This is a genomic window from Zobellia alginiliquefaciens (assembly GCF_029323795.1).
GTDB classification, from domain to species: Bacteria; Bacteroidota; Bacteroidia; order Flavobacteriales; family Flavobacteriaceae; genus Zobellia; species Zobellia alginiliquefaciens.
Map to the genome: position 1 here is coordinate 3,096,462 of NZ_CP119758.1, position 13,107 is coordinate 3,109,568.

Below are 13,107 nucleotides of genomic sequence, written 5' to 3' on the forward strand. Positions count from 1 at the left end.
TTGGCCTCGTGGCGCAACTGAATAGCGCATCAGATTTCGGCTCTGAGGGTTGCAGGTTTGAATCCTGCCGGGGTCACAATTTTATCCAAAGCTCTTTAAACATTAGGTTTAGAGAGCTTTTTCTTTTTTAAGGAGTGTGCCGGTTTAGAATAGGGTAAGTTGGCACTTAAATAAAATACTTGAATGTACTTTATCTAGTAACATTGCGTTTCTGAGCCGCCATAATTTCACCAACAGCTTGACGGTATTTCATTGGGTTCCCTGCTTTCTTAATGGCTTTGTATACTTTCTGGGGGTTATGTGTAGACTGGGAGAAAAACTCCCAAAACCCGAGCATCTTCATTTTTATTGGTGTGGGGCCAGAGAGTACGGCATCATACTGCTGATATATCGTATCGTGAAACTCCCTAAAAATATCCCATCGTTTCACAGGGTATTCTGTGGTATCGGCTTTTATCATACTCGGTAAAAATGGGTCGGCTATAAGACCACGGCCAATCATAAAGTGCTCAATGGAAGGAAAACGTTCGCGCATAGCTTTAAACTGCGCTACTGTAGTTATATCGCCGTTATAGTATAAGGTATGTTTGGCCACATCTATACACTTCTGAAAAGCCTCTAGATCAACACCTCCTTTGTATAATTGCTTTCCCAAACGTGCATGAATGGCAATATTTTTAAGCGGGTACTTGTCAAGTATGGCAAAAGCATCTAATATTTCCGAGCTATTCTCATACCCCAAACGCATTTTCATAGAAATGGTAACATTGGTTTCGCTATGGGCGCGGTCTAAAATGTGGTCTATTTTTTCGGCGTTGCATATAAGCCCAGAGCCCATTCCGCTATTGGTGACCATCGGGTAGGGGCAGCCTAAGTTCCAGTTCAGTTCTTTATACCCTAAAGACTGAATGTACTTAATGACAAATAAAAAATGCTCAACGTCCGCTGTCATTACCTGTGGTATAAGCTCTAAGTTGGTATTCACCTCAGGATTCAGATCACGTTGGTAGGAGCCCTTTATGATCATCTTTCTATTAAACCGGATATATGGTGCATAATAGGTGTCTATCCCTCCAAAGAATTTTTGTTGGGCATTACGAAAAGTGGCATCTGTAAAGCCTTGTAAAGGAGAGGATAATAGGGTATAGGACATGAATAGGTTTTAAAGCGATAAAGATAATGCAATATCACCTTAGTCTAGTCGTCTAAATGGTCCCCGATGATGACTTAATATCAATTTTAAAAAGCATTGCTTAGCTAAGGCTGGCCACTACTTCCTAGTAATTAAAACTACTTTACCTTGGTATTTATTTTGAAACTGATAGTGACTGTCTTTGCTGATCTCTTTTAAAAAATCCTGGGATTCCGCCATGTCTGCATTATCCACATAAATTAAGGTTTTGCTGTGGAAGTTAGGTTCTAGCATCTGGAACAAGGGGAGGTATAAATTTTTCCAGCCATCTAAAAATAGTAAGTCTATCTTTTGGTTGTGGTTTTCTAAGGTTTCTAGGGCATTACCAACTCTAACTTCAATTAGGTTATCTACACCTGCATTTCTGAAATTTTCAATTGCTCTTTGTGCTTTCGATTCAATCAGTTCAGTGGTAATTATTTTACCCTCATTTTCTATGACACCATGTGCCAAAAACAATGTAGATATACCAAAAGAAGTTCCAAACTCTATTACGTTCTTTATCCTATTCTCTTTTATGATTTCAATTAACTCTTCTCCTTGTCGTTTAGTTATTGAGAGGTAGACATCTTTAAAATCTACGGGCTGCATAGGTCTGAAAATGTTCTTCGCAAAACTTTTCATTAATCTCCTCTGGTCGTTCTTGGCGTCTGTATAAAGTTCATCTAAAGTGATTTTTATTTGTTTCTGTTGTGCTGTAATCATATTACGTAGGTATTAAAAAAAGGAACAGCAATAGTATTGCTATTCCTTTTTGGGTTAATCAATAGTATCTTTTATTAAAATTTACCATTATCATTTTTCCATTCAGCTGCTGGTGGAATGGGGGCGATAACATCCCAATGTTCCACAATAAGTCCGTTTTCTAGTCTGAATAAATCATAATATGCTGTAGGATCTCCTTTGCCAAATTTACCTTCGCTAACGCTTAGCACAAAGTTTCCTTGGCCCAATACCATATGTAAAGTATCGTACTCCATAACCCATCCATTTTCAGCAAATGATTTCATTGCAGCTCCAAAACCATCCAAACCATCCGCTACAGCGGGATTGTGCTGAATATATTCTTTAGGGTTAATATAGGTAGCTACTTGATCCATCTGATGATCGAGTAATACGTTCTGAATGAACCCTCTTACCACAGCTTTGTTGGCTTCCGTTTTATCTAAATCCGAGAGTGCTGTAGCTCCATCAAATTGAGTTCTACCGCTAGGATTGAGTTTTTGTACTGGTAATAAATTATCCCAATGTTCTACAATTAGGTCATCTTCAAAACGAAAAATATCGAACCCTGCTTTTGGGCCGAAAAAGTCATACTTGGTCTGTGTAAAAACGTAATTATCATCTTGAAAAGCACGTTTAATATCCGCTTTAAAACCACCTTTAGGTGCATTTTGCATTAGAGCGCCAAACCCTTGCAAACCATCTGCAACCCCTAAGTTATGCTGAATGTATTTATTTGGGTTTATATAGGATATAGGTGTTTGGTCTCCCGTATTAAAGCTGTTCAGCAAGGCAACTACTTTATCTTTCTTGGTTAATTCTACGTTTTTTAAAGATTGTAATGACTGGTATCGGATCATATCTATACTGGATTGATCCATCATTCCCATAAAACTTTTGGCTATAGGGGCATTCATGAAATCAACTAGTACGGCATCAGAGTTTTTCTTTGAATCCCAGTATACTACCACTACTTGCTCTCCAACCTCGTTGGAGCCCGTAATACGTTGTAAAAAACCTTTTTGCTTGTTGGTAAACCCTGTTTCTACTTTTTTGTTTATTTTGTTGAAAGCGGTTATGTCGGTTTCTTTATTTGTGTTAAAAGTCATAACTTCTGTAAACGTGCTGTTATGGGCCGTAAACTCATCCGAAATTGTAAAACGAGACATTTTCATTGTAGAACCTTCTATCATTCCTGCATATGTGGCAACAGAGGGGTCTTTCATAAATTTATCCATAGAAGCTTTGGCATCTGTAAGCGATTTCCAGTATACGATTACTACATATTTACCATTCTCGTCAACACCACTTTGGCGTCTAATAAATCCTGGTTGTTCACTGGTGAAATTGTTTTGAACTTCAGCATCTAACTTGTTGAATTCTTGTTCGCTTGCCGTAGTTTTTAGGTTAAAACTGGTGACCTCTAACACGGTGTCCATTCTTTTTTGTTCACTTTTGAAACTAGAAAAGAGGAAACCTATAAATGCGAGTACTACTAACTTAATTTTCATAATTATTGTGTTTAGTTATTCATTATTAAAATGGGGGAACTTTAATAAAAAATTAAAACCAATCTGCGCCTGGGTCTCCGGGAAAGAATGCATCTGGAAGAGATAGAAGAAGACCTCCTTCTTTATAGGTAGGGTAAAGGACCTGAAGCTCATCAATAACCTGCTGATGTGTGGTAGCAGTTTCTCCTCCGGTTATTGTTTGGGTGCCTTTAATGATGGCTTGGGCATTCTCTAAGTACTCTATATTCTCATCAATTGCAGAAGCTATATCCGAGCGCGAACCGTTATGGCCAACAAATACATGATTGTAGTCTGAAAAGTTGGTTTTCAATACATTTAATCCTGCGATCCAGTTGTCTACTTCATCCTCACCTTCATTAGGAGTGTACTCTCTTAGGTAAATATGGGCTAGGTTATATATGAGGTCTCCAGAAAATAGAACCTTGTGTTCTTCATTGTAGATGTATCCATTTTCTCCGGTTTCGGCATTGGAAACTTTGTCAAAGGAGAAGTCTAAATCACCAATAGTTTGGCTACCGCTAACACCGGTTACAGCGTTTGGGTATAAGGCAGTAAAGTCATCCGTATTATTTAACTGATCGGCAACAGTGCTTTCGGCGTAAAAGTCTAAGTCCGTAAAGTTACCTGCTCCGCCATAGTGATCACCATGATTATGGGTAATGATTACCGCACCGGGTTTGTTAATTGCGTTCACATACGCTTCCAGTTCCACTGCAAAATCGGGAGCGGGACCTAAATCTACAATAACAATATTGTTTTCTGTTTCTACTACTGTTACGGTATACGGGGCATCTGTAAAATTAATAGTATGGTACCGCACTGTGTTTTCTGTAATTACGTCTACTGTTCCAGTCGTAATTAAGGAACTAGAAGGTGCAGCAGCGAATTCTATAGTATCAGGCTCAGCGCTGGCATCATCATCATTACACGAAATAAATAGCGCCGTAAATAACGCAAGAATCCAAAAGTTTAATTTTAAGTGTTTCATCATTTTAGTTTTAAATTATTTATTGCTGCAAAGGTCACGTATGTCCGAAGCTATAATTTTATCAAAATGATGGTAAAAATGGTAAATGTGGAACCAGTAGGTGATTTTACGGTCTAAAATCTGAGAAGATTGATTTTTTATTTCGCTTTAAAAATAACCGGTCTTGCCCCATTGTTATTTTAAATAGAAGCCAGAAAAGTACGGTTCAGTAAGTATTGTACTTTTAAAAAAAAAAGGATTACTAATGTGTTGTTTCGCAGTTGCTTGTGTATTTTACTTGCTCCTGTTCATTTTGTGTTTCAGTTTTGAAATTAAAATAATGGCAAGGCTTCCGCCTAAAAACGAAACAACAAGATTTATAATAAACAGGGTAGGATGGAATTCCCCAAATTCCATGATAGATTGTGGGTTAAAGCCTAACCGGCCAAAAGATTTTATGAACAGAATGCTGCCAAATACCCCAGCAATGGTATTTCCTATAATGCCAAAGGAGTATTTTTTAAAAATCCTTGCCGTACTATATGCCCCAATTATACCGATCAATATACTTAGGAGTGAAATTAAGGTATCTGTCATATGAATGGATGTTAATGGCCGTAATCCATATGATCAATTTTTCCGGCCATCAATCTTTTTTGAACAATGGCATAAACTACCAGAAGTATGAAGCCAATAAAAGCCCAGTTCATGGCTACCGTAAGGCCATATTCAGATGCAGAAGTATTATATATGGTTAAGGGTTCATGGATAGTGTTCACCGAAGGAAGAACTACCGGAAACAGGGAAGCTAATGATGATGTAATCCCGCCAACTATCAAAAGGGTGGATAATGTAAAAGCGTGAATGTCCTTTTTTAATTTCTTAATAAAGAAAAGTCCGATTAATCCTGCCAAATAAATACACGGGAATATTAGCAAATAGGGCTTGTGGCCAAAGTTGTTGAATGAGTTGGGGTTGACCGAATTCCATACCGCTAAGGAAATTATGGTAAGTACGGCAAGGCTAATATTCAACTTAAAAATGATGTTCTTTAAATAGGAATTTATAGAGGAGTTTGTTTTTAGGATAATCCAATTAGCGCCATGAATGGCTAAGGTGACTACCGCAATTAAACCTATGATAATGGTAAACCAATCTATGATTCCCGGTGTTTTGCTCAACGGGCTGAAACTACTGTCCCATAAGGGCAAGAAGAAATAATGGCCCTCATAGGCAGATTCTCCATTTTCCACACCACCTAAATTTACGCCTCTAACAATGTTGCCTAGAGCAATCCCAAAAAATAGGGCGAGCAATAAGCTGGAAAGACCAAAAGATTTGTCCCAGATATCCTTCCACATTTGAAATTTAAACTGACCTCTTAATTCTAGCCCGATAGCTCTAAAAATAATTAGCCACAGCACAATAATCAATGGTAAGTAAAAACCGCTAAAGACCGATGCGTAGAATGTGGGGAAAGCCATAAATAACATTCCTCCGGCCGCAACCAGCCATACTTCATTGGAATCCCAAAATAAACCTGCGGATTTGGTGATAACCTCTTTGTCTTTTTCAGTTTTTGCAAAAAATAGATGAATGATTCCTGCACCAAAATCATATCCGTCCAGGATAAAAAATATTACCAGTACGATGCTAATTGCTATGAACCAAAATGTTTCCATAATTTAATGTGTTTGGTGTTTTGGACCTTCGTTTATGGTTTTGCCCACTAATACTAAAAATAATAGACCCAAAAGCATATATAGCGCCACAAAACCTAGTAAAGTAAATAAGGTGTTACCTGATGAAACAGAAGGAGAAACCCCTTCCGTAGTCCTTAAAAGGCCGTACACCAAATAGGGTTGTCTACCTAGTTCTGCCGTATACCAACCGGTAAGGTTGGCAATGTACGGAAAAGGAACTATAAACATAATTGCCCAAAGTATGGACGTTGAAGTGTATAGCTTTTTGCGCCATAAAAGAAAGGTGGCCAAGAGCATTAAGCCTATAAAAATTGTGCCTAGGCCAACCATTATATGATAGGAATAATATAGGGCAGGAATATTGTCCGGTAACTCCTCTTGTTTAAATTGGTCCATGCCGGGAATTTGCCTATCCCATTCTTGATGGGTTAAAAAACTAAGGATGTTTGGAACGGCAATTTTATTGTCCAACTTCTTTTCTACCATATTGGGTTGTCCAATGAGTATAATTTCTGCTCCGGCTTCTTCGGTTTCAAAAATTCCTTCCATGGCGGCAAAGGCAGCAGGTTGGTATTTTGCCACATTTTTTGCATTCCAATCTCCCGTAGGGAAAGCCACTAAAATGCTAGAAACCAAACCAAAAATCACTCCGGTTTTTAAAAACAATTGACCGTACTCCGTTTGCTTATTTCTTAGAATATAGAAAGCACCTATACTGGCTACCACAAAAGAAGAAGTGACAACAGAGGCTAACTGATTATGTAAAAAAGCCGGTAAAAGCCAAGGATTACTGAATAAAGCCGAGAAGTTTTGTAATACAAATTTGCCGTTATCCAGTATTTCATACCCTACGGGATGCTGCATCCAGGCATTGGTTGCCAAAATAAACCAACCGCTGGCCCAAGAGCCTAAGAATACAAGGAAACCGGTTAAGAGATGTAGTTTTTGTCCCATTAATTTTTCGCCAAAAATAAATAGGGCTAAAAAAGAAGACTCCAAGAAGAAAGAGAACATTCCTTCCATGGCCAAAGTCTGGCCTATTATGCCCCCTGTTAGCTCTGAAAATTTAGCCCAATTGGTGCCAAATTGAAACTCCAAAGGAATTCCCGTAACAACGCCCATAGTAAAATTAATGGCAAAAATTTTCATGAAAAATTTTGCGGCATCATTGTACTTTTCAATTTTGTTTCTGAGGTATCTGTATTTAAAATAGACTATCATTAACGATAGTCCCATCGTTAATTGGGGAAATATATAGTGGAAAGTGATAGTAAAAGCAAACTGCAGTCTATCATAAAAAATCATGTCTTCCATAAGAGAGGATTGTGTATGCAAAAATAACCTATCTAGCTAAATAGCAGGGTAACTTTTGGTACACAATATCTTCGTAAAAAGAACATTAACAGTTATTTTGTGAATTTGGTAACAACCGGAGAAATAAGGCTACAGCTGAAAATTTAAGTATAGGTCTTAAGACTTAAAACCTATACGGTTACTATTTCAAATTTTTCTGGATGATAGTCCATTCCAATTCGTATTTCTTCTGTTTTCTCTTTTCCAATTAGTTTTTCAGTAACGTATAATCCCAAATCTAAAGAGGATGCAACTGCTCCGGCTGTTATGGTGTTATTGTCGTCAACAATTCTTACTTGAGCAACTTTGCCGCAGTACTTTTTCAATGATTTGTATTCATTAAAGTTGGTCGTGGCAATTTTGTTTTCCAAAAATCCAGCGGCCCCAATTAATAAACTACCTGTGCAAATTGAAATTATATAGTGGGCATTTTCTCCAGTTCTCAGCCATTCAATGAACTCCGTATTGTATTGTAGTTCTCTTGTCCCATATCCGCCAGGTACAACTATCATATCATAATCGGATAAATGAGGTTTAATTTTATCGACGATAATTTCCATTCCAAAGCTATCCTTTATCGATTTTTTAGTGGCACACAAATCCCAGTTTAAATTTTCCATTAACCCTTTGGTCTTTATATTTTTTATGGGGTCATAAAAGCCAATAAAGTCCAAAAGAGTTATTTCGTCAAAGAGTATATATGCGATTTTCATTTATTCGTGGTATAGCCAACTATTTATCTTGGTGCTTGTTTTTATGGTTGAAGATAAGGTGTTTAGCTAAATTCAATAGCTTAAGTGGAATGATAGTTAAAGTTGGATCTATCTGCCGGGTTGGGAGTTGTTATTTTCTCCAGTTCAATAGCCCATTATAAACTCCCAGCCAGATTAGTCCGTGATTATCGATGTCCAGTTTTTTATAGTTCCACTTTACTTTTTCATTGTTGGAGCTTTCAAAAGCCTTGATCACTTCTCGTAAAGGTTCATCAAATTCTTTTTCATATTTATCTCCATATCCATTTACAAAGTAGAATTCCTTGTTTATGGTTAAATCTGTTTTTAAAAACTCTTTAAATCTGTCCACAAACTGTTTTTTGTCATAACTATAATTGGGGCTCAAGAGTATGTTATAATTGAACAACTTGTCCGTTTTCATTGCGGCATAGGTTACAAAGGTAGCTCCCAAAGAATGACCAATTGCTAGACGGTAGTCCTGCACGCGGTAATTTTTTTTCAGATACGGTTCTATTTCTTTTTGGATGTGTTCAACCAACATGTCAGCATGACCCATTGGCGGTTCGTATATTTCCAATGTTTCTTTGTGATTGTTTGGTGGTAAAAACTCATCCCATCTGTCTTCCGTTACAACTCCTACAATTATTACGGGTTCTATAATATTCATTGATAGAAATTCAACATTTCCGCTTATATAATTAAAAATCCGTGTGTTTTGAGCGTCGAAAAGGTATAGCACCTTGAATTCTTTTTCTTTTTCCCATACATATTCGTCAGGAATAAAAATTTCCAACTCTCTTTTTTCTGCATAGATTTTCGATTCTATAAATACGGTTTTAGACTTTGCATAATATTTGTCAGGGTCAAGCTTCTCCTGCCCAAAAATCGAATTTGATAGTAAGAGAATCCCGAATATGAATAAATTTTTCATTTGCTGTTCTTCTGTTTTAATTGCTCACAAGGGTGAGTATTGCAGGTGTAGCCTAACTATAGGCGACTATGATTTCTTATACAGTACTTGCCCAGAATGGACGTCTTTTTAGCTATAGAAAATTACGTAATAGTTTCGATTGAAGCAAAGAGCAATTGAAAGTATGAATGACGAACTACCGTATACGAGACCCGTACGTACGGTGGTGTGAGGGGTGCACTCCGTCATTTGATGGCGGAGCCATCCACTCGATTAGCAAATGCGGGTTTTATTTCAGTAACTTATTTTAGTAATTATTTCTTCAAATTCGGAATTAGATGGTTTAGGTGCATTATTGTCAATTATTCGATTATTCTCATCTAGGATTACATATCTTGGAATAGACAAACCATAACTTGCTCTAATATTTAGTTCTTTTATAAAATTTGATTTTTTAGGGTTTAAAACTTTATATTGATTTACAGAAATTAAATAATTGCTTAAATCTATACTTTTATCAACCCACTTTTCAGTATTTGAATCTACAGACAAATAGATAAATTCAATATTAAATTTATCGATAATTTTGGCTCTTTGCTCTTTTGATTTTATTATTTCCTTTATACAAGGAGAACACCAACTAGCCCAAAAATCAATTACTTTAATTTTCTTTTTTTGAAGTACATAATTCAGACTGATAGTGTCTTTTGATAAATTAAGAGCTAATTCTTTTAAGTTTTTAGGTAATTCTTTATTTAAAGCACTTAATTCAGTTTTTATATCTGTAATAGCTTCTATGTATGTTGAATCTGTAATTGTTTTCATATAATCATCTATAATTTTTTTCATAAATTGATTAGTATTTTCATCTTTTCCAAATCCTTTTTTATAGTAATCTACAATTAATCTTCCAGTAGTATATTTTACAATTTTTGAATCAAAATTTTCCCTCAAAAATGATAATTCTTCTATGAAGGATTCTTTAGAAAAAGGAGCCTTGTCACTTGTAACAAAGTATTGTCTTATAAGTGGAACGATACTCATTTTGAAAAATGAATTATTAATTAGATGTGGTTTGTTTAAATCTTCAGTCTTTACATTATCTAGATACTTGTTGAAGTCGAAAAAATCTCCTTCTTTCCTTCTTGATTTTTCTAAAATAAAAGCAATGTCTTCTTGAGTATTTATAGAATAACCTCCTTGAACTTCTGTTCGAGGCTTTATTAAATTCAGTAAATGCTCAAGATAAAATTCCTCTTTTATAGTTTTAATAAATTCATTGGATACAGCTTTATTTCTTTGAGTGTAATTATTCAAAAAATTTAGCCTTTTATTGTAAAGAGAATCACATTTTCTTTTATAACTTTCAAAACCACCTTCTAAATTACTAAAACTTAAAGTACCCCATTCCCTATTTTTTCTATCCATTTCTAAAAAGAAATTATAATGTTCAGCATTTTTTCCAAAAAATTTTAGAATTCCCTTTTTTAATTCAAATTGAACGCTATCTCCTGGAGTTACAAATATTCTTGTATTATGAAATAGGTTTTTTTGAAAAGCCATAATTTCCATTACTCGAGGATAATCTATATTGTTTAAATGAAAACTGATTGAATCTTCATTTGTAGATTTTGATTTGTAATTATAATTTTTATTGTAAAAATTTGATTCATCGAAAAGATTGAAATATTTAATAAAACTACTTTCATCAGCAGTTCCATTAATGTATAAGTTTTTGGACTTTATATGACTATTTGTTAGTTTGTTATCAACTTCTGTTTTACAACTTATTAAAATTATTAAAATTAGGATGTATCTATATTTCATTTTATTTTTTCTTTACACTGTTCAACCTTAAGAGTTCTTTAATTTTTATTTGATGAAATATCACTTTTAGATAAGTCACTTCACAAGTTTTTGCTAACGTGTTTGTATAAGATTAGTTGCGTGTTTAGAAACCTAATATAAAATCCGCGAGGATTTTCGTAAGTAGGCTTGCACTAGCAATTAATTTTATACGGTATGTGTGCCCAGTATGGACATCTTTTACGCTACAGAAATGTAGTTAATTAATCTAGAGGGTGCAAGTCCCTCATGCGCTGGCGTAACGTCTTGAACCATTAGTAAGTCGCAAGGGTGGTAATCGTGAGGTTACATCTGAAGAAAGCGAGACTACAAAACTCGGGACAGACCCTTCGGCTATGCTCAGGATAAACCAAGCAGGAACCGTATACGGAGGCATATTTACTTGGGGTAAGCAAGCACATCATTGTAACGCCCTAAGAACATCAAAAGGGTAGATATGTAGATACGGCAGGGATCGAGCGAAAGAAGATGTTCTTACCTAGGGAGGTCTCCAAAGTTACGTGTAGCTACATGGAGAAGTCAGCAGAGGTCATAGTACTTACGGGAAACGAGCTAGGGCAGTACCCTAGAGGTCTCACAAACAAGGAAGGACCGAACGTAATTCTCTTCAAAATTCGCATAGGAGCACATGTTGTAGCCTATGCCTAAATTAGAAGATAGTGCCAAGGGTGAAAAGAGCCTTGGTTTGATGATTTACGAACCGCCGTATACGAGACCCGTACGTACGGTGGTGTGAGGGGTGCACTCCGTCATTTGATGGCGGAGCCATCCACTCGATTACCTGCTGGCTTTATTTATTAAACTATCTATTTTGGTTTCCAACTCCTTTCCTCTTAAATCTTTTGCAATAATTATTCCCTCTGGGTTAATTAGAAATGTTGAAGGATATTTTTGTATCTCGTAATTTTCTTTGATTTTGTTAGAATCATCGGATATAATTTGAGGCCATGTTATTTCATGTTCTTTCATCAATCGCTCCAAATCCTCTATTGGACTGTCTACAACAATACTAATGATTTCAAATTTTGATCGATTAGTTTTATTATATAAGGTCTTGAGATTTGGGATTTCTAGGAGACAAGGGCCACACCCAGTGTCCCAAAAGTCGAGAAGTACATATTTCCCCTTTAAACTATCTAATGAAATAGTATTTTCACGTTCAAACTGACTTCCTGAAAAATCAATTGCTTTAGATCCAATTTGAGTAGAGCGTATTTCATTTTTAGGTAAGTCTAGTTTTTCTAAAAGTAAAACATCTTTATTCCTCTTTACTCCTAAATTTTTGTATAGATTAGTTCCGATTTGAATATATTCATTGTTAAAAGCTACTTTATCCAAATCTATTTTTTCTCCATCGAGACTTTGGCTAATGGTTATCCCTACATTGCTAAATGGAAAGATACTTCTAGAATAGATGTTTATTAAGTGATTCTCTAATTTTGCAGTGCGGTACTGAGCGAAATTACAATTTAAGTAATTTAGATCTATATTGCCATCGGAAATCAAGAGAGGAACTTCAACCTGAATCTTTTTGTCATTTAATAGGCGTTCAAAGGTAACATATATTGCTTCATTATTTAACCGTGAATCCCAATCTAATTCACTGTCATTCTGAACTAGTTCAAAAGGCACGTCATCACTGAAATCATAATTATTATTGGCATCTACAACGACCATCGTATTTCCAACGGAATCATTTCCAACAGCGAAAGCAACTCTGGTTTTTATTGGCTCTTTTGACAAATTCAATGTATCTGGTTCTCAATTCCACATATCTTGTAGCTGTTCATACCATTCTTTTGACATATCTCCCAAAAGGTAGTTTTGATAGACATATCGTTCCATATCTGATTGAATGTGTCCAACTTTTGCATCTGTCCAATTTTGTGGTACTCCAGAAACTTTCAAATGTGTTTTTTTCCAAGGGTTTATTTTATCTTTAAAATATTTATCATCAATATAAAGACCTGCACCACCAGTAGATGCTTCGAAAGGGCTAAATCCTTTGTGATAGGTGATAGGTAGTTCTAAAATGTTGTCTTTTTTGCAACCTGTCATTATACATAAACATATGCTTAATAGTAATGTAGTTTTAATTCTCATGTTTATTTAAATTTTAAATCGGGT

General features: G+C 35.7%; 13 protein-coding genes and 1 tRNA gene. 2 read left to right on the plus strand and 12 right to left on the minus strand.

All coding sequences use genetic code 11. The features are described 5' to 3' along the window. Positions 1-2: 2 nt before the first annotated feature. Positions 3-76, plus strand: a tRNA-Arg gene (locus P0077_RS12995). Positions 77-190: 114 nt separating this feature from the next. Here the strand turns inward: P0077_RS12995 and P0077_RS13000 are convergent. The 10 genes from P0077_RS13000 to P0077_RS13045 form a co-directional block, all read right to left on the minus strand. Then, positions 191-1,153: a tRNA dihydrouridine synthase gene (locus P0077_RS13000; protein ID WP_276165660.1), complete on the minus strand. Its 963-nt coding sequence runs from the start codon at positions 1,151-1,153 to the stop codon at positions 191-193. A gap of 117 nt (positions 1,154-1,270) precedes the next feature. Beyond that, complete coding sequence (locus P0077_RS13005) at positions 1,271-1,897, minus strand: O-methyltransferase (RefSeq protein ID WP_276165661.1); 627 nt, start codon at positions 1,895-1,897, stop codon at positions 1,271-1,273. Between the two features lie 74 nt (positions 1,898-1,971). Beyond that, on the minus strand, positions 1,972-3,426 hold the full coding sequence (locus tag P0077_RS13010) for a nuclear transport factor 2 family protein (protein WP_276165662.1): 1,455 nt from the start codon (positions 3,424-3,426) through the stop codon (positions 1,972-1,974). A gap of 52 nt (positions 3,427-3,478) precedes the next feature. Beyond that, positions 3,479-4,438 carry an MBL fold metallo-hydrolase gene (locus P0077_RS13015; protein WP_276165663.1) on the minus strand — a complete coding sequence of 320 codons (960 nt, stop codon included), beginning with the start codon at positions 4,436-4,438 and terminating at the stop codon, positions 3,479-3,481. A 270-nt stretch (positions 4,439-4,708) separates the two neighbouring features. Continuing rightward, positions 4,709-5,011, minus strand: a complete 303-nt coding sequence (locus tag P0077_RS13020) for a hypothetical protein (RefSeq protein WP_276165664.1) — start codon at positions 5,009-5,011, stop codon at positions 4,709-4,711. Positions 5,012-5,022: 11 nt separating this feature from the next. After that, on the minus strand, positions 5,023-6,096 hold the full coding sequence (gene cydB / locus P0077_RS13025; RefSeq protein ID WP_276165665.1) for a cytochrome d ubiquinol oxidase subunit II: 1,074 nt from the start codon (positions 6,094-6,096) through the stop codon (positions 5,023-5,025). A 3-nt stretch (positions 6,097-6,099) separates the two neighbouring features. Further along, positions 6,100-7,431, minus strand: coding sequence for a cytochrome ubiquinol oxidase subunit I (locus tag P0077_RS13030; RefSeq protein ID WP_276165666.1), 1,332 nt, complete (start codon positions 7,429-7,431; stop codon positions 6,100-6,102). Between the two features lie 170 nt (positions 7,432-7,601). After that, positions 7,602-8,183 (minus strand): DJ-1/PfpI family protein, encoded by a 582-nt coding sequence (locus tag P0077_RS13035; RefSeq protein WP_276165667.1) that lies wholly within the window; start codon positions 8,181-8,183, stop codon positions 7,602-7,604. 130 nt (positions 8,184-8,313) lie between these two features. Beyond that, complete coding sequence (locus P0077_RS13040; RefSeq protein ID WP_276165668.1) at positions 8,314-9,135, minus strand: alpha/beta hydrolase; 822 nt, start codon at positions 9,133-9,135, stop codon at positions 8,314-8,316. A 273-nt stretch (positions 9,136-9,408) separates the two neighbouring features. Next, positions 9,409-10,941: a TlpA family protein disulfide reductase gene (locus P0077_RS13045; protein WP_276165669.1), complete on the minus strand. Its 1,533-nt coding sequence runs from the start codon at positions 10,939-10,941 to the stop codon at positions 9,409-9,411. A 549-nt stretch (positions 10,942-11,490) separates the two neighbouring features. On the opposite strand from P0077_RS13045, the gene P0077_RS13050 reads away from it, so the two are divergent. Further along, positions 11,491-11,628: a hypothetical protein gene (locus tag P0077_RS13050; RefSeq protein WP_158499738.1), complete on the plus strand. Its 138-nt coding sequence runs from the start codon at positions 11,491-11,493 to the stop codon at positions 11,626-11,628. Positions 11,629-11,757: 129 nt separating this feature from the next. Here P0077_RS13050 and P0077_RS13055 read toward each other — a convergent pair whose 3' ends face one another. Both P0077_RS13055 and P0077_RS13060 read right to left on the minus strand, forming a co-directional pair. Then, positions 11,758-12,723, minus strand: a complete 966-nt coding sequence (locus P0077_RS13055) for a TlpA family protein disulfide reductase (protein ID WP_276165670.1) — start codon at positions 12,721-12,723, stop codon at positions 11,758-11,760. 18 nt (positions 12,724-12,741) lie between these two features. After that, complete coding sequence (locus P0077_RS13060; RefSeq protein ID WP_276165671.1) at positions 12,742-13,083, minus strand: hypothetical protein; 342 nt, start codon at positions 13,081-13,083, stop codon at positions 12,742-12,744. Positions 13,084-13,107 lie beyond the last annotated feature (24 nt).